Origin of the sequence: Bartonella sp. MR30HLJHH (assembly GCF_042194195.1) — a bacterium.
In the GTDB taxonomy this organism is placed as follows: domain Bacteria; phylum Pseudomonadota; class Alphaproteobacteria; order Rhizobiales; family Rhizobiaceae; genus Bartonella; species Bartonella grahamii.
Window position 1 is genome coordinate 15,140 of the sequence record NZ_JBHIMO010000011.1, and the last position, 20,641, is coordinate 35,780.

General features: G+C 37.2%; 14 protein-coding genes and 2 pseudogenes. 12 read left to right on the plus strand and 4 right to left on the minus strand.

What is annotated here, in order from left to right; translation table 11 throughout:
- Window positions 1-166 precede the first annotated feature (166 nt).
- The 7 genes from purC to ACFIKR_RS06830 all read left to right on the plus strand — a co-directional run bounded on the left by purC (window position 167) and on the right by ACFIKR_RS06830 (window position 6,492).
- Entirely contained in the window at window positions 167-931 is a 765-nt protein-coding gene (purC, locus tag ACFIKR_RS06800) for a phosphoribosylaminoimidazolesuccinocarboxamide synthase (RefSeq protein ID WP_375659347.1), read from the plus strand.
- Between the two features lie 78 nt (window positions 932-1,009).
- The gene (gene purS / locus ACFIKR_RS06805; protein WP_375623949.1) at window positions 1,010-1,249 is read left to right on the plus strand and encodes a phosphoribosylformylglycinamidine synthase subunit PurS; all 240 of its coding nucleotides are present in this window, start codon (window positions 1,010-1,012) and stop codon (window positions 1,247-1,249) included.
- Between the two features lie 11 nt (window positions 1,250-1,260).
- Entirely contained in the window at window positions 1,261-1,932 is a 672-nt protein-coding gene (gene purQ / locus ACFIKR_RS06810; protein WP_375659329.1) for a phosphoribosylformylglycinamidine synthase subunit PurQ, read from the plus strand.
- 288 nt (window positions 1,933-2,220) lie between these two features.
- Window positions 2,221-4,431, plus strand: a complete 2,211-nt coding sequence (purL, locus tag ACFIKR_RS06815; RefSeq protein WP_375659330.1) for a phosphoribosylformylglycinamidine synthase subunit PurL — start codon at window positions 2,221-2,223, stop codon at window positions 4,429-4,431.
- A 67-nt stretch (window positions 4,432-4,498) separates the two neighbouring features.
- On the plus strand, window positions 4,499-4,732 hold the full coding sequence (locus ACFIKR_RS06820) for a BolA/IbaG family iron-sulfur metabolism protein (RefSeq protein ID WP_005773427.1): 234 nt from the start codon (window positions 4,499-4,501) through the stop codon (window positions 4,730-4,732).
- Window positions 4,733-4,830: 98 nt separating this feature from the next.
- The gene (gene grxD, locus ACFIKR_RS06825) at window positions 4,831-5,163 is read left to right on the plus strand and encodes a Grx4 family monothiol glutaredoxin (RefSeq protein WP_375606638.1); all 333 of its coding nucleotides are present in this window, start codon (window positions 4,831-4,833) and stop codon (window positions 5,161-5,163) included.
- A 72-nt stretch (window positions 5,164-5,235) separates the two neighbouring features.
- A complete protein-coding gene (locus ACFIKR_RS06830) occupies window positions 5,236-6,492 on the plus strand; it encodes a multidrug effflux MFS transporter (protein WP_375659331.1) in 1,257 nt (418 codons plus the stop codon).
- A 337-nt stretch (window positions 6,493-6,829) separates the two neighbouring features.
- On the opposite strand, the gene parC is transcribed toward ACFIKR_RS06830, so the two are convergent.
- The gene (parC, locus tag ACFIKR_RS06835) at window positions 6,830-9,079 is read right to left on the minus strand and encodes a DNA topoisomerase IV subunit A (RefSeq protein WP_375659332.1); all 2,250 of its coding nucleotides are present in this window, start codon (window positions 9,077-9,079) and stop codon (window positions 6,830-6,832) included.
- Between the two features lie 572 nt (window positions 9,080-9,651).
- Window positions 9,652-11,445 (minus strand): aspartate--tRNA ligase, encoded by a 1,794-nt coding sequence (aspS, locus tag ACFIKR_RS06840; protein ID WP_375659333.1) that lies wholly within the window; start codon window positions 11,443-11,445, stop codon window positions 9,652-9,654.
- Window positions 11,446-11,577: 132 nt separating this feature from the next.
- Between aspS and rnd the strand changes: the two genes are divergently transcribed.
- The 3 genes and pseudogenes from rnd to ACFIKR_RS06855 all read left to right on the plus strand — a co-directional run bounded on the left by rnd (window position 11,578) and on the right by ACFIKR_RS06855 (window position 14,634).
- Window positions 11,578-12,732 (plus strand): ribonuclease D, encoded by a 1,155-nt coding sequence (gene rnd, locus ACFIKR_RS06845; RefSeq protein WP_375659334.1) that lies wholly within the window; start codon window positions 11,578-11,580, stop codon window positions 12,730-12,732.
- Window positions 12,733-13,163: 431 nt separating this feature from the next.
- Window positions 13,164-14,249 (plus strand): annotated as a pseudogene (locus ACFIKR_RS06850) (tyrosine-type recombinase/integrase).
- Between the two features lie 208 nt (window positions 14,250-14,457).
- Window positions 14,458-14,634, plus strand: a pseudogene (locus ACFIKR_RS06855) (DNA-binding protein).
- 300 nt (window positions 14,635-14,934) lie between these two features.
- On the opposite strand, the gene ppx reads toward ACFIKR_RS06855, so the two are convergent.
- Together ppx and ACFIKR_RS06865 are read right to left on the minus strand one after the other, a co-directional pair.
- Complete coding sequence (gene ppx, locus ACFIKR_RS06860) at window positions 14,935-16,452, minus strand: exopolyphosphatase (protein ID WP_375659335.1); 1,518 nt, start codon at window positions 16,450-16,452, stop codon at window positions 14,935-14,937.
- 6 nt (window positions 16,453-16,458) lie between these two features.
- Window positions 16,459-18,639 carry an RNA degradosome polyphosphate kinase gene (locus ACFIKR_RS06865; protein ID WP_375659336.1) on the minus strand — a complete coding sequence of 727 codons (2,181 nt, stop codon included), beginning with the start codon at window positions 18,637-18,639 and terminating at the stop codon, window positions 16,459-16,461.
- A gap of 325 nt (window positions 18,640-18,964) precedes the next feature.
- Between ACFIKR_RS06865 and ACFIKR_RS06870 the strand changes: the two genes are divergently transcribed.
- Together ACFIKR_RS06870 and ACFIKR_RS06875 are read left to right on the plus strand one after the other, a co-directional pair.
- On the plus strand, window positions 18,965-19,213 hold the full coding sequence (locus ACFIKR_RS06870; RefSeq protein WP_375635890.1) for a zinc-finger domain-containing protein: 249 nt from the start codon (window positions 18,965-18,967) through the stop codon (window positions 19,211-19,213).
- 52 nt (window positions 19,214-19,265) lie between these two features.
- Window positions 19,266-20,513 (plus strand): FAD-binding protein, encoded by a 1,248-nt coding sequence (locus tag ACFIKR_RS06875; RefSeq protein WP_375635889.1) that lies wholly within the window; start codon window positions 19,266-19,268, stop codon window positions 20,511-20,513.
- Window positions 20,514-20,641 lie beyond the last annotated feature (128 nt).

Consider the following 20,641-nt stretch of genomic DNA (forward strand, 5'->3'; position numbering starts at 1 on the left):
GAGGTGATCTTCTTTCTCATCACTTATATATCTTCACCTTTAGGTAGACGTGTAATGACAAAAATTATAAAAGTATCATAGCAATATCATTGAGAAATTCTATCAATTAGGATAGTATCATTTACCAATGTTATTAAAAACCTCTCAAGATAAATAGAGAATCATGATGAATCGTCGCCACCGTATTTATGAAGGCAAGGCTAAAATTTTGTATGAAGGACCTGAACCAGGAACTTATATTCAATTTTTTAAAGATGATGCAACTGCCTTTAATGCAAAAAAACATGAAATTATCGACGGAAAAGGGGTTTTAAACAACCGAATTTCGGAACATATCTTTAGTCATCTTGGACGTTTGGGCATCCCAACACATTTTATCAAACGTATAAACATGCGCGAACAGCTTATTAAAGCAGTGGAAATCATTCCGTTGGAAGTTGTTGTTCGCAATGTTGCTGCCGGCTCTCTTGCTAAGCGTTTAGGACTGGAAGAAGGAACTCCGCTTCCGCAAGCCATCATTGAGTTCTACTATAAAAATGATTCTCTCGATGATCCTATGGTAACGGAAGAACATATCACAGCTTTTGGGTGGGCTGTCCCACAAGAGCTAGAAGATATCATGCAACTTTCAATTCGTGTTAATGATTTTCTTTCTGGGCTTTTTGCCGGTGTTAACATCCAATTAATTGATTTTAAAATGGAATTTGGTCGCCTGTGGGAAGATGAAACAATGCGTATTGTTCTTGCTGATGAAATCTCACCTGATTCTGCACGACTATGGGATATACACACACAAGAAAAAATGGATAAAGACCGTTTTCGTCGTGATATGGGTGGGCTTATTAATGCCTATCAAGAAGTTGCCAAACGCCTCGGTATTATGAATGAAAACGAACCAACACGACCAAGTGGTCCCGTTCTCGTAAAGTAAAAACAGGGCAAAAAACATCACCTTATATAAATACCCCTCTTCAAAGGAGAGGTTCTTTTAACAAGCAGGAAGCAAAAAATGAAAGCACGCATTACGGTTACTTTAAGAGAAAGCGTTCTTGATCCACAAGGAGAAGCAATTGTCGGTGCTTTAAAAAGTTTAGCTTTCGAAGGCATTCAATCCATTCGTCAAGGAAAGGTTTTTGATATTGTTCTTGATGACCTACCTTCTGAAACCGCAAAGAAAAAACTTGAACAAATGTGTGAAGAGTTACTCGCAAATACTGTCATTGAAAATTATACAATCGAACTTTTTTAAGTGGGGCACTCATGAAAACTGCCATCATTCAACTTCCTGGATTAAATCGTGATCGAGATATGGTTGCAGCATTACATCATATAACGGGAGTTGAGCCACTAAAAATTTGGCAAACAGAAACAACAATTCCAAATGTAGATGTTATTATTATTCCTGGTGGTTTTTCCTATGGCGACTACTTAAGATGTGGTGCTATTGGAGCGCGAACTCCCATCTTAAAAGCCATTCGTGAAAAAGCACAAGAAGGTACTACAATAATAGGTATCTGTAATGGATTTCAAATTTTGTTGGAAGCAGGATTATTACCTGGAACTTTAATGCGTAACGCTTCTTTAAAATTTGTTTGTCGTGAAATCAAACTTGAAGTCGTTAACGCCAAGACGAAATTTTCTCGATATTATTCTAAAGGACAAATTATTCGTTGTCCTGTTGCCCATCACGATGGAAATTATTTTGTTGATAGTGAAACATTAAAGAAAATGGAAGACAATGAACAAATTGTTTTTCGCTATGCAGAAAATACAAACCCGAACGGCTCAATGAAAGATATTGCTGGTATTGTTAATAAAGCTGGTAATATTCTTGGTATGATGCCTCATCCTGAAAACTTTATTGAACCCGCCCACGGAGGTATTGACGGTCGTTTACTTTTTCAAAGTGCTTTAGAGTTGGTAAATGGATGATGTTGCAAAAATACTCGCGCTCCATGATTGTCAAAAACAAGGATCTATACTATTCCTCGCATCGTAAATCTATGAACAAAGCTCTTCACAAACAACAATGGATATTATTTTCTAAACACATAAGTATTTAAGACCATTTTAATCTTAAATCCCACCAAACAAACGAACAAAATTCAGATTAATATCTATAACTATTTATTATTAAACAACATTATTGCTTATAATATAAGCTACTAGATTAAAAAAATAAAAATGCTAAATTTCGATTAATTTAACGGATAAATACTCATGAAGCCTTGCAATAACATCATTATTACACCAGAACTCATTGCACAACACGGGCTAAAAGAGGATGAATATCAACGTATCCTGACGTTAATCGGTAGAGAACCAACATTTACTGAACTAGGAATTTTTTCTGCAATGTGGAACGAACATTGTTCCTATAAATCATCTAAAAAATGGCTAAAGACTCTTCCGACAGAAGGAAAATGTGTCATCCAAGGACCTGGTGAAAATGCTGGTGTTGTCGATATTGGCGAAGGGCAATGTGTTGTTTTCAAAATGGAAAGCCATAACCACCCTTCTTATATTGAACCTTATCAAGGTGCAGCGACAGGTGTTGGTGGTATTTTACGTGATGTCTTTACAATGGGAGCCCGTCCTGTTGCTGCTATGAATGCATTGCGATTTGGTGCTCCTGACCACCCACGAACACGCCATCTTGTTTCTGGTGTTGTTTCTGGAATTGGTGGTTACAGCAATGCTTTCGGCGTTCCAACTATTGGTGGAGAAGTAAATTTTGATGAGCGTTATAATGGCAATATCCTTGTTAACGCTTTTGTCGCCGGTATTGCAAAGACAAATGCCCTTTTTTATTCTAAAGCGCAAGGTATTGGACTCCCTGTTGTTTATCTTGGTGCAAAAACAGGACGTGATGGTGTCGGTGGAGCAACAATGGCTTCTGCTGAATTTGATGATTCAATCAGTGAAAAACGCCCAACTGTTCAAGTAGGTGATCCTTTTACAGAAAAATGTCTCCTTGAAGCATGTTTAGAGCTCATGGAACTTGGAGCCGTAGTTGCTATTCAAGATATGGGGGCAGCAGGACTCACCTCTTCTGCCGTTGAAATGGGTGCAAAAGGAAATCTAGGGATACAGCTTAATCTCGATACAGTTCCTGTTCGAGAAGAAAACATGACAGCCTATGAAATGATGCTTTCTGAAAGTCAAGAGCGTATGCTCATGGTTCTTAAACCAGAACTAGAAAAGCAAGCAGAAGCAATTTTTCATAAGTGGGGGCTGCATTTTTCTATCATTGGAAAAACAACCGATGATTTACGTTTTCGTGTATTTCATCAAGGAGAAGAAGTTGTCAATCTTCCTATCAAAGAGCTTGGTGATGAAGCGCCTGTTTATGATCGTCCTTGGAGTGAACCGGCAAAAAAAACACCCTTGAAAGCAGAAGACGTCAAAAAAGTTGAAAATCTTGGTGATGCGCTTTTGACCTTATTGAATTCTGCTGATCAAAGTTCACGGCGATGGGTTTATGAACAATATGATACCCTTATCCAAGGAAATAGCCTTGTTTGTCCAGGAGGTGATGCAGGCGTTATCCGTGTAGGAAACAACAGCAAACGTGCTCTTGCTTTTTCTTCTGATGTAACACCTCGCTATTGTGAAGCAGACCCTTATGAAGGAGGAAAACAAGCTGTCGCAGAATGCTGGCGAAATATTAGTACGACAGGTGCAACACCACTGGCTGCTACAGATAATCTCAATTTTGGTAACCCTGAAAAACCTGAAATTATGGGACAGCTGGTTTTGGCTATTAAAGGTATAGGAGAAGCTTGTAGAATCCTCGATTTTCCTATCGTTTCAGGCAATGTTTCTCTTTACAACGAAACAAATGGAGAAGCCATTCTTCCAACCCCCACAATTGCTGGTGTAGGCCTTCTTAATGATTGGTCTAAAATGGTAACAATAAGTGGTATGCAAAATGGAGATATTCTTGTTTTAGTAGGAAATTGCGGCTCTCATTTAGGACAATCAATCTATGCACGTAACATTTTAAATATTGATGCAGGTGCCCCTCCCCCTGTAGATTTACAACTTGAAAAAAAGCATGGTCAATTTGTTCGAGATGCCATTAATAGCGGTTTTATTCATGCTGCTCATGACATTTCTGACGGAGGGTTAGCGATAGCACTTGCTGAAATGGTGATTAAAGCAGGTAAGGGAATCAAAGTAACGTTAAGCAATAAACCACCCCATCATGCAGAACTTTTTGGAGAAGACCAAGGACGTTATCTTTTAGCCGTCAAACCTCACTCTCTCAATAGTCTTAAAGAGCGTGCACAAATCAATACAGTTTCTTTAACAGAGCTGGGTCAAGTTGAAGGTAATTCTCTCAATATAGAAGAGATATTAACACTTTCAGTAGATGAACTCACAAAAGCCTATGAAAGTTGGTTTCCGCAATTTATGGGCGAGGAATAAAGAATTTTTTATTTCTTTTGACTATATGATAATCTTATAAAAAATTAACAAACAGAGGAAAATAATCATGGCAATGAGTGCTCATGCAATTGAAACGCTTATTCGTGAAGGCATTCCTGATGCTACTGTAACAATTCGTGATCTTGCTGGAGATGGGGAACATTACGCTGCAGAAGTTATTTCTGAAAGTTTTCGTGGTAAAACCCGTGTTCAACAACATAAAATGGTCTATGATGCCCTTAAAGGCAATATGGGAAATGACCTTCACGCCTTAATGTTGCAAACGAATATCCCAAAATAATCTAAAATTTCTTCTTGCATTCACTCATTTAATACGATTAAAAACAGTATGAATATAAATTACACACTTATAAAAATCTGAAATATCGAGGGATAAAAATGACCACTGTTCATGATTTTATTGACAACGAGATTAAAACAAACGACGTCATTTTATTCATGAAAGGAACACCTGACGCTCCGCAATGCGGGTTTTCAGGACAAGTTGTTCAAATCCTTGACTATTTAGGTTTGAATTATAAAGGAATTAATATCTTAACTTCTAACGAATTGCGTCAAGGAATTAAAGATTACTCAAATTGGCCAACAATTCCACAGCTTTATATTAAAGGTGAATTTATCGGAGGCTGTGATATTGTTAAAGAGATGTTTCAAAACAATGAGTTACAGGAACTTTTGAAAGAAAAAAATATTCCCTGTAATCAATCATAGGTATCTTTCATTTTATTCAGACTCTTAAAAAGAGCTGTTTTCAGACGAAATTTATATTTCAAAGGATGCCGTATGTCATATTCAGTCGACGAACAAACGCATAGTGATGCGATTAGAAAAAAAATTGGCTATAAAGAATTTGTTATCCTCATTGCTTCACTCATGGCTATTAACGCTATAGCTGTTGATATTATGCTGCCAGCTATGCCCAATATTTTAGACGGCTTAAATGTTCTCAATGAAAATGATCAACATTATATCATTTCGAGTTATCTTATTAGCTATGGTATTGCTCAAATATTTTTCGGTCCAATAAGCGATAGGTATGGACGACGTAAACTTATTCTTATTGGTCTTGCTTTTTATTCATTTACGGCGATTGGCTGTGCCTTTGTAACTGATTTTTCTCTCTTACTTATTTTGCGTATCTTACAAGGTATTGGAGGAGCTGCTATGCGGGTTCTTACAGTTTCCGTCGTACGTGATCTTTACAGTGGTCGAAAAATGGCAGAAGTTATGTCTATTGTTATGATGGTTTTTCTTGTTGCACCAATGGTTGGTCCCGCAACAGGACAGATTATTTTACTGCTCGGACATTGGCAATATATTTTTATTTTCATGGCAATGATTGGTTTCGGGCTGATGATTTGGATTCAATTTCGCTTGCCTGAAACTCTTTATGCGCAACGCTCTCTTTCCTTTTCTTCAGTCAAACATAATTTATGGATTGTAGTAACCAATCGCACAACACTTTGCTATACACTAGCAACTTCGATTATTTTAGGCTGTATCTTTACTGCCGTTAATACATCACAACAAACGTATGAAGGGATCTATAATCTAGGACTTTGGTTCCCTATTGCCTTTGCAGTTGGTGCTGCATTTCAGGCTTTCTCATCATTCATGAACTCTCAACTCGTTGGACGCCTTGGAATGCGGCGTATTGCTCATACTATGCTTTTGCTCTTTTGTATCACTTCATGTGTATGGTTTATTGGCTCTATCTTAACAGATGGTATTCTTCCTTTTGCTTTTTACATGCTATTATTCTGTATACTGATGTTTGCCTGCGGTGGCATTATGGCCAATTTCAATACACTCGCTCTCGAATCTGTGGGGGAAATTGCTGGAACAGCTTCTTCTGTATCCGGCTTTCTTCAAACATCTATCGGTGCAGGACTCAGCTTTTTTATTGCCCAACAATTTGATGAAACAACCATCCCAAACTCAGCAGGATTTTTCTTTTTGAGTTTTGCTGCCATACTTCTCGTCTTATGGGCTGAACGTGGTCATCTTTTTAGGCAATATCATAGCAATCCTAACGAATAAATATTACTACGAAAGATTAATAACATCTCTCTTGAACAGTAAGGGGATAAGCCTATCAGACAAATAAAGCATCTCCAAATAGAACACTCTTGTGTTAAACATTCACATTGTTTGTTTAAAGGTACAGCTCTCAAAATATCAAATTATTTCACGACAGCACCCATAAATGCTGTAATGTTAAAAAACAGTTTTAATTGATTTAACCTGAACAAGATCGAAATAAAAAAACTCACGCTTTAAATTTTTCTTTCAATATAAAGATAATAAATTATCTTTATAAATTGATATCTTACACAATTATAACACCATAGGGAATTTTCCCATTTATAAAATACATTTAATTAATAAATTTTCCTGATTTTGGAAATCCTTTTGGAACCAAACGCCCGACGCCCGCACGCGTTCCCATCCATTCAATGAGATCGTCCGCCTGACGGTTAAAGATTCGTTCAGCTGTATCTTGCCAACTTAAGCCTTCTAATAAATTAAAAGTCTTGGCATCAACAACACCACCTTCTTTATAACGCTGTAAACGAACACCTTTACCGCGATTCATTTCTGGTATTTGTTCAATAGAAAAAATAAGCATTTTACGGTTCTCACCAACCACTGCAACATGATCACCATTTACTTGAACACAAAGCTTTACCTTATCAGGAGCTTTCACATTCATCACTTGCTTTCCTTTTCGTGTATTGGCAATCACTTCTGCAGAAGAAACAATAAAACCATTACCGTAAGATGAAACCAAAAGTAATTTTTCCTCTGCGTGATGCACAAAAGCTGTAAGAACATCGTGCTCATCATCCATATCAACTAAAAGACGAATAGGTTCACCATGTCCCCGCCCTCCAGGTAGACTATTTGCACCAATAGCAAAAAACTTTCCCCCCGTACTTATCAGCACAATCTTGTCGGTCGTAAATGCTGGAAATGCTAACTTTAAACTGTCTCCTTCTTTAAAAGAAAGTGCTTTATAATCGTTCAAATGTCCCTTTAAAGCACGCATCCACCCCTTTTCAGAAATAACAATAGTAATCGGTTCTTTTTCGATCATTGCTTGTTGAATATCATCAAGATCATGTCTAGGTGCCTCTTCAAATGTCGTACGTCTTTTCCCTAAGAGTGTTTCAGGACCAAAAGTATTTCGAACTTTTTTGATTTCTTCTGAAATTATTTTCCATTGTTTTATAGAAGAAGCCAACAAATTCTGTAGCTTTTCTTTTTCAGCTTTCAAACTTTCAAATTCTTTACGAATTTCAAATTCCTCAAGCTTACGCAAAGAACGCAAGCGCATATTAAGAATAGCTTCAGCTTGATTTTCTATTAATTCAAAACGACTAATCAGCTGCTTTTTAGGTTCATCCTCTTCACGAATAATCTGAATAACCTCATCGAGATTTAAATAAGCGATAAGATATCCATGAAGAATTTCTAATCGACAATCAATTTGATCAAGCCGATAATGAGAGCGACGAATGAGGACTTCTTGACGATGTTCGAGCCATTGCTGTAAACTCTCACGCAAAGAGAGAACCTTGGGTATTTTTCCCAAAGACAAAACATTCAGATTAAGTGGAAATCTTACTTCAAAATCAGTCAATTTAAAAAGAGACTCCATAAGAAGCTCCGGATCAACCGTACGATTTTTAGGAACCAGCACGATTCTGATATCTTCTGCTGATTCATCTTGGATATCCTCAAGCATTGGCAATCGCCGTGCAAGCAATAACTCTGCTGTTTTTTCAATAAGACGTGACTTTTGAATCTGATAGGGAATTTCAGTCACAATAATCACATAAGAACCACGGCTACCCGATTCCTGATGCCAACGTGAACGCAAGCGAAAGAATCCACGCCCAATACGATAAGATTCCTCAATACTTTTTTTAGGCTCAACTAAAATTCCCCCTGTCGGGAAATCAGGACCAAGAACGAATTGATTTAATTCCTCATCATTTACATCGGGATGCGCAATCAAATGGAGCGCTGCATCACAAAGCTCAGAAACATTATGGGGTGGAATAGATGTTGCCATACCAACAGCAATACCAGAAGAACCATTTGCTAAAAGATTAGGGAAAGCTCCTGGTAAAACAACAGGCTCTTCATCTTCTTCATTATAGGTTAAACGAAAATCAATAGCATTCTCATTAATTCCTTCAAGTAACAATGCAGCCACTTCAGTCATACGTGCTTCTGTATAACGCATGGCAGCAGCATTATCACCATCAATATTACCAAAATTGCCTTGCCCATCAACCAACGGATAACGAACAGCAAAACTTTGAGCCAAGCGCACCAAAGCATCATAAATAGACGCATCCCCATGAGGATGAAATTTTCCCATGACATCACCGACAATCCGCGCACATTTCGCATAAGACTGTCCAGGATTTAGTTTGAGAAGACGCATCGCATGAACAATCCGCCGGTGGACAGGCTTCAATCCATCACGTACATCAGGCAACGCACGGTGTGTAATCGTAGAAAGTGCATAAGCCAAATAACGTTCCTGTAAAGCAGAACGTAATTCTATTGGTTCAATATGTTCTTTATCAAAAGGTAAATTCATTTTATCAGACATAGTATTAAAAAAACAATTCCCACAATAATAAGAAATTATTTTATAGGATGTATTTAATGAAATCTTCTATGAATCGACTTTTTTATTAAAAGTCAACTACATAAAAACAAACGCTGCAATTAAAACATGAACAGAAAATTATATCAATTTGAAAAATTTATACATGTCCCTCCCCCTTGTCCTAAGTAATTTATTGAAAGCTTTGTCAAATCCGACAATAACTTAACTGCTCACAAAGAATTATTTCATCCTCTTTGGAATGACTAAAGCATCTTTCAAACATCATCTTTTATTATAAAGATAATTCATTTTTTTCAACTAAAATAAGACTCCTAAATATTATAGAATTCTCTCATTTCTAATTTATTCATGATAAAATAATCACAATCATTTCCTCACCTATCACAAAGGGAAGAGTCACTATAAAAATAAGGAATAAAAATGCCTATAAAGAATAAACACAATAGGCGTTTTGCCTATCTAAATTTCACAAACAGCACACACATGATGCTCTTGAGAGGCATCAAAACTTCACTCTACATAAAAAAGACAAAAACAATCCATAATCAACTTTATGAGCTATTTTTGTGAGTAGGAGCCATACGGATTCCTAAATCACGTAATTGTATAAGAGAAACATCCGACGGAGCACTCATCAAAAGATCAAGCGCCTGTTGATTCATAGGAAATAAAGCAACTTCACGCAAATTTTTAACACCTTGCAACAGCATAATGATGCGGTCAATTCCCGCAGCCATCCCACCATGTGGCGGAGCCCCATAATGGAATGCACGATAAAGACCACCGAAACGATCTTTCACAACTTCCTCAGAAAGTCCTACAAATTCAAAAACTTTAAGCATCATTTCTGGTAAGTGATTACGAATTCCACCTGATGCAATTTCATAACCATTGCAAACAAGATCATATTGAAAAGCTTTAAGAGTAAGAGGATCTTGACAGGCAAGAGCATTTTCTCCCCCTTGAGGCATGGAAAAAGGATTATGTGCAAAATCAATCTTTTTCTCATCTTCATTCCATTCAAAAAATGGAAAATCAACAATCCACGCCAAAGAAAAACTCTCTCTATCGAGAAGATCTAATTCTTCCCCTACCCGTGTACGGGCTGCTCCAGCAAAAGATGCGAATTTTTTTGGATCTCCAGCCACAAAAAAACAAGCATCACCACTTTCAAGTCCAAGCTGTATACGGATTGCTTCAGTCCTCTGTTCACCAATATTTTTGGCAATAGGCCCTGCTCCTTCAAATTTTCCTTTTTCTTCACGCCAAAAAATATAACCGAGCCCTGGTTGCCCCTCACCTTGTGCCCACACATTCATACGATCACAAAAAGCACGACTTCCACCCGTTTTAGCTGGAATAGCCCACACTTGTGCATTCTCATCATTCGTTAAAACTTGAGCAAAGACTTTGAAACCAGAATTATAAAAATGTTGAGAAACATCTTCCATAATGATCGGATTACGTAGATCAGGCTTATCAGAACCATATTTTTGCATTGCTTCATCATAGGAAATGCGAGGAAAACTCTGTGTCACAGTTTTTCCATCTGCAAATTCTTCAAAAATAGAACGCATAATAGGTTCCATAGTTGCTAAAACATCTTCTTGTTCAACAAAACTCATTTCAACATCTAATTGATAAAATTCACCAGGAAGACGGTCGGCCCTTGGATCTTCATCTCTAAAACATGGAGCAATCTGAAAATAACGATCAAAACCTGACATCATCAACAACTGTTTATACTGCTGTGGTGCTTGCGGTAGCGCATAAAATTTTCCCTGATGAACACGACTTGGAACCAAAAAATCACGTGCTCCTTCCGGTGATGAAGCTGTCAAAAGTGGCGTCGTAAATTCCGTAAAACCATTATTTTGCATAGCCCGTCTCATAGCTGCAATAATTTCAGTCCGACGCATGATATTTTTGTGCATAGTCTCCCGACGCAAATCAAGAAAACGATATTTTAATCGAATATCTTCTGGATAATCAGGCTCACCAAAAACCGGTAAAGGAAGTTCATCAGATTTTGAAAGAATTTCTACCTCTTGTGCAAAAATTTCAATCTCACCTGTTGGAAGCGTTGCATTAATAACCTCATCAGAACGTGCACATACCTCTCCATCCACACGAATAACCCATTCAGAACGCACTTTTTCAATAACTTTAAAAGCCGGCGAAGCAGGATCAGCAACAATTTGTGTGATTCCAAAATGATCACGTAAATCCACAAAAAGAATTCCTCCATGATCACGAACACGATGAACCCATCCCGAAAGACGGACTCGTGCTCCTACATCACATCTACGAAGAGCCGCACAATGATGACTGCGATAACGGTGCATGTTTTTTGCCTTTGATTATAATATTCACATGCGCTACAAACGCTTTTTAATAACCATTTGTCAAGATATGAGAATAAAAACTCAAAAATAAAGTCAATAAAGAACAAATTTAATTTATCGAATTATAATAAAATGATGAATCTTATTACACAAACAACAGATCTTGAAATTGCACTTAACGCTCTACGTACCTCTGATTTTATAACAGTCGATACTGAGTTTATCCGCGAAACAACTTTTTGGCCTCAACTGTGTTTAATCCAGCTCGCATCACCAGATATCACAGTTTTGATTGATCCCATAGCAGCAGATATTGATTTACAGCCTTTTTTTGACCTTATGATCGATAAAAAAATTGTAAAAGTTTTTCATGCTGCGCGCCAAGATATTGAAACAATTTATCATCTTGGAGGTGTTATTCCTTCCCCTCTCTTTGATACGCAAATAGCAGGATCAATTTGTGGATTTGGTGATTCTATCTCCTATGATCAAATTGTACAACGCTGCACGGGGCATCATCTTGATAAATCCTCCCGCTTTACAGATTGGAGTTGCCGACCTTTGTCTGAAAAACAACTGCTCTATGCACTTGCCGATGTAACCTATCTAAGAGATGTTTACCTGTTATTGAAAAAAAGGTTAGAAAAAAATCAACGTGCTCACTGGATGGATGATGAACTAACAATCCTTTTAAATCCTAAAACCTATGATATGCCAGAAGATGAAGCATGGAAAAAAGTGAAAGGACAAATTAAAAAGCCACGTGAACTTGCTGTATTACAAAAGATAGCAGCTTGGCGTGAACGTGAAGCACGAAGATACAATATGCCACGTCGTCATATCATAAAAGATGAATGTCTTATAGAAATAGCAACCCAACAACCAAAAGATGAATCTGCATTAAAACGATTGCGCAGTCTTAATAAGAATTGGGATAAACTCTCAATTGCTCAATCATTAATCAAAGCTATCCACGAAGGCTTAGAGGTGGATCTTTCTACTTTACCCCCCATTCCTAAACATAATCCACTCAATGATACGACGGCCGCTGTTATCGATCTGCTCAAAGTGTTATTAAAAATTGTTGCAAACGAAAACAGCATTGCCCCTAAAATCATTGCAACATCTAATGATTTAGAAAAAATTGCCAATGGAGGAATAAAGAAAAATATTCCCGCTATGAATGGCTGGCGCTATGAAATATTTGGTAAAAAAGCCGAACAACTGCTAAAGGGGCAGATAGGGTTTTACTTTAACGATGGAAAAATAAGCACAAAACAGCTTTAATTTACATTTTCATTTTTTAAAATCCATTACGCTACTTATTATCTACATAAATTGCTATGCCCTACGGACCAACGCAAATAGGATAACTAAAGCCTACTTCTGACAAAGTTAAAAACTTAAATAGTAAACTCTTATTAAAATAACAGCTAAATCTTTATCAGGTCAATCAAATAGCAATCTTATTAAAAAAATCTAAAAACACAAACAGCTCCTCATTTAAAAGTTTTAAAAAGAAAAAGTTCTTATAATAAAAGCGCATTCGTTACAAAAATAGCAGCCTAATAATAGGAACAAACAAAGATATAATGCCTCACGTCACCATATCGTATTAAAAAAACTACCGAGATTACAATCTAACAATCAAAACCATTCTCTTGCACGTAATAAGCGGGGCTGGCGTGTAGGTAAAAACTGTACAAGAAAGAACTAAAGTGGCTTTTATGAATCGTCTCAAGTGCCAAGGACTGTCGCAACATTGGGAGCTAGCAAATATAATGATAGTGCCGGCTTGCTTCTTCACACACGTAAAGATAATGGTGCTCAATGACTTTATCGTTATACAATTCATGGACGCCGCCGTGAAATGGGCTTAGGTGCCTTAAGAGATGTCTCTTTAAAAAGCCCGTAAATTGGCAACTGGATGGCGTGCTGTTTTACGTGAAGGTCGTGACCCTATTAAAGAACGCAACCAACAAAAGCGTGAGGCAATGCGTAATCTCCGTTACTTCAAATACATTGCTCTAGATGCCTTTGAAAGCCGTAAAGCTGAATTCAAAAATGATGGCAAGGCTGGGGGGATTGGTTCTTACCTTTACGCCTTCATATTCTCCCCAAATTAGGCTGTCTACCTATTTCAGAGAGTATAGAAACAGAGATACGCAATATCCTTGCCCCAATTTGGTATACAAAAGATGCAACAGCAAAGAAAGCACTCTCTCTTAAAAAAACAACGCCATAAAACACAAAATTTACCAGCAATGGATTGAAGAGATGTAGCATCTTTTATAAAACACACTTTGCCAAACAAACAACCCTAACACTATTGGCTTTGCGTCTACTCATCCTTATAGGGATCCGCACTTTTCCTTTGTGTCATATTCATAAAATCAAGTGGATGGGGATATATGGACTATCCCTGCTGAGAATATGAAAGGTTTGCATGACGCTACAACAGAATTTCGCGTGCCCTTATCAACAAAGACATTAGAAATTTTAAAACAAGCACGCTTGCTTTCTCGCAATGATTTTTTCTGCAACCAGTCGTAGTCCCTTTGCTCAGAATTGTATGTCAAAGTATATGAAAAAAAATAAACTTGATGTCTGCCCCCCATGGGTTTCGTTCTAGTTTACGCTATTGGCCCGCTGAAACAACCGATACCCCTTATGAAATCGCAGAAACCATCCTAGGTCATACAGTCGGAAGACAAGTAGAGCGTGCCTATCGTCGAACAGATTATCTAGAACAGCGCCGTGTCTATATGGATAAATGGACGGCTTATGTGACAGATCAAAGCTAAGATATGGGATACATAACCCCATTATTTGTGGATGACTTTCTCTCCCTTTTCTCTCATATCATCTCAATAAGAAGCATAAATAATCACATCAGAAATTATATAATAAAATATTGTTTTTTATAAATTAAATAGCTTTCAAAGGATTCGAAAATATGGTTAATAAATGCTTATGATTTGTTTCTGTTTTTTATAGTGAAAGAATTTTATAATGACAGAAAATGATATTCTTTTAGCGGACCGTGAAAGTGCAAAACTGTTTCATATGAGTGTTTCAACATTCCGGCGTCATATTACCAATGGATCTTTACCAAGACCTTTTAATTTTAGTTTTTTATCGCGTTGATTACAATCGAATCTTTTGAATGTCATCGAGCAAGCTAAATAGCAACGTCAAAATGACACGGCATAAAAAGAAAACCTTGTCACGTAAGGATGGACAAGGCTTTTCATTTTCACACGAAGCTTATGACGTGCAAAATCCATTCTGTGATGCAAGTAACTGGATAAAAAAATTATATTTTCTTTTATGAATGCTCAGGGCATTACAAATGCCTTACGTGGGGGATGACACGGGCGTTATGGAACAAAGCCCCCCGTTGTCCAGCTCATGATGATAGGTTGCCTAGTTTATCCCTTGTCAATGGCACTATTATAAGACATAAAGCCCGAATAAATTAGAAAAAAATCAAAAAATTTCAAAAGCAAGAGGTTTTTTTATTATTTTTGATAACTTTTTTAATCGTCCAAGAGGACGTTCTCCTAATAACCCAGCGTAATTCTTTGGGATCTGCAAAATAATATGATCTTCTTTTTTACGCCACAATAGATGAGGTAAAATACCTGCAACAGAAGCACTAAAAAGATGAGCAATCCGCATAGTTTCGCCAAGAATACGTGCTTTTTCAATTATATTTTGAGTTGCTAATTGAAAAATGGGGAGAGATTCTTTATCAACCAGTAAACTTGTATTACGAAAAAAAACAGCAAGCGCCGCATAAAGGCGCCCTTCATGAGAAATTCCTGGATAAGATCCTAAAGCTATTTGATTTGCTGCTTCATTGCCTCGATAATCTGGATGTATACGCCAACCAATATCCGCAAGAAGACAAGCGGCTTGACGATAACGGCATTCATTTTCAGTTTCTGAAATTCCAAAAACTTCAAAAGCATTCGTCGTAAAATCAATGAGTTCTTCTGCTTGTTTTGGTGAACGTGCCCGTAAAATAGCCATTTCTGTGCATGCTGCAATGAGAGGATCTGAAAGTCGAAGCGCCTGCGGCAATCGTGAATAAAGAAAACCTTCACGAACGCCAGCACCAGAAAAAATTATCTTTTCAAACTCCATACACTGGATGAGTTCAATAAGAACTATTGCCCCATAAGATAAAAGTTTCCGACGATTCTGAGAAACCGCTGCAATCCCTCTCATATTATCAATATTGCCACGTGCTACAAGACGTAAAAAGTTCTCCATTTCAACGGCATCAACTTCATAGCCATGCATAACAGGAAGCTGATAGTGTTTCATTGCCATATGGAGTTTTGCCAAATTACGCCATGTCCCCCCTACTGCATAAAAATAACGTGCTATACCTTTACGAGTACGAACAACAGACGATTTATAAAGTTGCTCATGTACAATTTTTGTAGCTACAGCACTATCATTATTTGACATATACTGTAGCCTTAAACCACCCAATGGGAGAGTTATCCCTTCACCAACATCAGAATGATCAATATCAATCAGCTCAAGACTTCCACCACCAAGATCCCCAGAAATACCTTTTGGTTGATAAAAAGTAGACACAACTCCATATGCTGAATACATAGCTTCTTCACTTCCTGAAAGAAGATATATTTTATTTTGCAAAATATCTTCAGCATGCTGAATAAATGCTACGCCATTCTTTGCATCTCGTGCTGCTGCTGTTGCTAAAGTATAGACCTCATCTGCCCCAATCTGTCGACAAAGCGTACGAAACCGTTTCAGTGTTTGCAACGCCATTTTCATCGATTTTTTTTCTAAAAATCCCGTTTTTGCCACACCATGACCGAGACCACAAAGAATCTTTTCATTAAACAAAACCGTTGGTGAACGAACAAGCCCCTCATAAATAACCAACCGAACAGAATTTGAGCCAATGTCAATAACAGCAACAGGCTTACGCCCTTTTAACCGACCTTGAGCATCTATATATGTCATTGGATTTTAATCTTTATGTATTTCGACTTGTTGCCGACGCAACGCAATCAAGCGCGAAACAGAAGATTCAAAGGACTCTTTTCTCCCCGCAAAACTTGTATTAGCCATAAAATACTCCTGCGCATTAAACAGACTTTCACCCATCTGCGGTGTGATACGTTTTGATGTTCCATCCTTAAGTATATCAAAGCTTTGTTGATTATCAATGATATTAGCCAACATAATCTGTAAAAGAATTTTTTGACGCACTATTTTATTAAAAACTGGAACCAATATTTCAATACGATAGTCTAGATTACGAGGCATCATATCAGCAGAGCCTAAGTAAACAAGTGCATTTTCATTAGGCAAATCTTGACCATTCCCAAAACAAAAAATGCGACTATGTTCAAGAAAACGCCCGACAATTGATTTTACACGAATATTATCTGAAATTCCTGGAATACGAGGACGTAAACAACATATCCCCCGCACAACCAAATCAATTTGCACCCCTGCTTGACTGGCACGATATAAAGCATCAATAATTTCAGGATCAACCAATGCATTAATTTTCATCCAAATAGCAGCAAACCTTCCTTGTTGTGCATGAGCAATTTCTCCCTCAATATGCTCTAAGATACGACTACGCAATGTTAAGGGTGAAAAAGCAATCTTCATTGTTTCATTCGGACGCTCATATTGCGCAATATAATTGAACAATAACGCAACATCATGAGCGATATCATCATCCTTGGAAAAAAAAGAAAGATCCGTATAAGTTTTAGCGTTAATGGGATGATAATTCCCTGTTCCAAGATGAACATAAGAGCAAAGACGTTTTCCCTCACGTCTCACAACCAATGACATCTTGGCATGAGTTTTTAATGCAATAAAACCAAAAATAACTTGAACCCCAGCACATTCAAGATCCCGTGCCCAACGAATATTTGCTTCCTCATCAAAACGTGCTTTAAGTTCTACCAAAGCAGTCACAGACTTTCCCTGTTCAGCTGCTTCAATCAAAGCTCCAACAATTGGACTATCGTTTGATGTACGATAAAGTGTTTGTTTGATTTCCACAACATCAGGATCGCAAGCAGCTTGACGTAAAAATTGGACAACAACATCAAATGTCTCATAAGGGTGATGAATCACAATGTCATTTTCACGAATAGCCGCAAAACAATCCCCTTTATGTTCACGAATACATTCTGGAATACGGGGAATATAAGGAATAAATTTGAGATCATTACGGGGGATAGAAACAATTTCTGATACCATATTAAGCGCTAAAAATCCATCAAGAACATTAATACAATTATCAGGAACAGCAAGACTATTCGCTATAAACTGGCGTAAACTCTCTGGCATTTTTGCGTCAAATTCAACTCGAATAACCTGCCCACGGCGCCGCCTTTTGAGAGCAGTTTCAAAAAAATGAACAAGATCCTCAGCTTCTTCTTCGACTTCAATATCACTATCTCGGATTACTCTAAATGTACCAATTCCTTTAACCTCATAATTAGGAAATACATGTTTAATAAAAAAGCAAATAACATCTTCAGCTGCAATAAAACGAAAATGATTGCCCTCTTGAGGAAGAAGAATAAAACGCCTCAAAAGCATTGAAATAGACAACAGCACTGTGTGTGAGTTATGATCAGTTTCTCCAGACAATTGAAGCGCAATAGAAAGCCCTAAATTAGGAATAAATGGAAAAGAATGGGTAGAATCAACAGGCAAAGGTTTTAAAACAGGAAAAATTGTCTCAAGAAAATACTTTTCAAGCCATGATTTTTCAATTTCTGAAAGATCATCAGAACAAATAATTTCAATATTATTCTTTTTTAATTCATCACGTAAAACATTCAATTCTCGTAGTTGGTGAGCCTGCAGCTTTGAAATCTCAGCTAATACAATATCAAGTTGTTCCTGTGGAGTGTGCCCATCTGCACTGCACGCTGTAACGCGAGCACGAATTTGAGTTGCTAGCCCAGCAACACGAACCATAAAAAACTCATCAAGATTTGCAGCTGAAATAGAAAGAAATTGTAGGCGTTCTAATAAAGGATGTTTCGAATTAGCCGCTTCCATCAAAACACGATTATTAAATTGTAGCCATGAAAACTCTCGATTAATAAACCGTACCGGATTTTTCATTGTTATATTCGATATAGAAATTTTATCTACCACCCTCTGTTCCATATATCCTAAATAATTTTCTTTTATATTTTCTAAAATCCTTGATGAAATATCTCATATAACATTTTATAATATGTTATCATCATAGTAATATATCAATGCCTAACTTTTCTCATCGTGTTTTCATTTAATATTTAAAAATACTTGAAACTATTTCTATGCGCAAAGCGCTAAAAACACGACAATTATTCTAATATAGCATAAAGGAGGAGAAATTTGTCTTAAAAAGCAGCTTGCATTATTATAAGCTTTATTACAAACTCACGCCTATAAAATAGAAGAGCCTAATTATAGCTGATGAGACAATTTATTCTGGAGTTTGTACGCCATGGCTGATCACAATATTCCCCATTTCCAAAATGACCTTGGATATAAAATAATCGAAATTGGTGTGAAAGAATTTATGTGTGTAGGCGCTACACAACCATTCGATCATCCCCATATCTTTATCGACATGGGAGAAGCAGATGAGAAAATTTGCCCTTATTGCTCAACCCTTTATCGTTATGTTCCCTCGCTATCATACGATCAAACAAACCCAACAGGATGTTTATATCATCCAGAAAAGCTATTATAATCGCGTTTTTGGGCTTTCTTAATAACCACTCTTTTAATTCTGCTTGTTTAATATGGAATCATTTGTGAACCGATCGCCCTTCATTGTTGGAGGAGGAATTGCTGGTTTAAGCACCGCTTTAGCACTCGCTCATAAAGGAATTGCAAGCACCATTATCGAAAAGTGTAAGCAACTTGAAACAATAGGCGCTGGTATTCAGCTGACACCAAATGCAACATCTATTCTTGCTCGCTGGGAACTTCTTAACAAACTCACTGAAGTCGCTACAATCCCACATTTTCTTGAGTTAAAAGATGGATTGTCTTTAAAAATACATCTACGGGCTCATCTTATCAATCTAACAGAAAAATATTGGAAAGCCCCTTATATGACGATCCACCGCGCAGCTTTACAACAAATTTTATATGATGCAGTGATTGAAAATCCTTTGATCAAATACAAAGCAGGTGAAACGATTGTATCTTCTACCCAATCTGCAACCAACATTAAAATAAAGACAATAAAAACAGATACAACAACAGAACAGCTTCATTCAACGCCCCTTCAGATCGGATGTGATGGAGTTTGGTCAACATTACGGCAACAATCTCCCTTTCATGAAAGAGCAAATTTTAGTGGCTTTATTGCTTGGCGTGCAACAACAACATTTGATAATCTTCCTCAAAAATTTCGTTCTTCATTGCAAAATATGAAGACAATTACAGCTTGGATGGGACCCAAAAATCATCTTGTTGTCTATCCCATTCAATCGTCAGAAAAAATTTTTAATTTTGTCGCCATTACGCATGGAGAAAATTCAAAAGAAGGATGGGCTCATAAAGGAGATAAAGAAAAACTCAAATCTCTTTTTAAAGGTTGGAATTCAAAAATCTTACAAATCTTTGATCATATCGATGAATGGAGCTATTGGCCACTCTTTCAAATGAAACAAAATCGTTTTATCGGCTTAGAGAGACAAGTATTTGTTGGCGATTGTGCACATGCAGCCTTACCTTTTGCAGCGCAAGGTGCCGCTATGGCAATCGAAGATGCTGCCACATTAGCAGAAGCACTTTCATTGAAAGATTTTTCATTAACGAAAGCACTTTCGCTTTACGAAACAACACGCACCCCCCGTATTGTAGCAGTAAAAAAACGCGGAGATTTCAATAGATTGGTCTATCACGCAACCGGTCCTATAGCAATTGCACGCAATCTCATGATGAAAATTCGTACACCAGAGAGCATTATGTCAGATCTCGATTGGCTTTACATGTATGATGCGATGAATTCCATAAAAAATAATGATAAAAACTTATAAAATTCTTCCAGTACTTTGAATATTACGAAAGAAAGAAATTTTTTGACACTATGACACTATGACACTATGACACTATGACACTATGACACTATGACACTATGACACTATGACACTATGACACTATGACA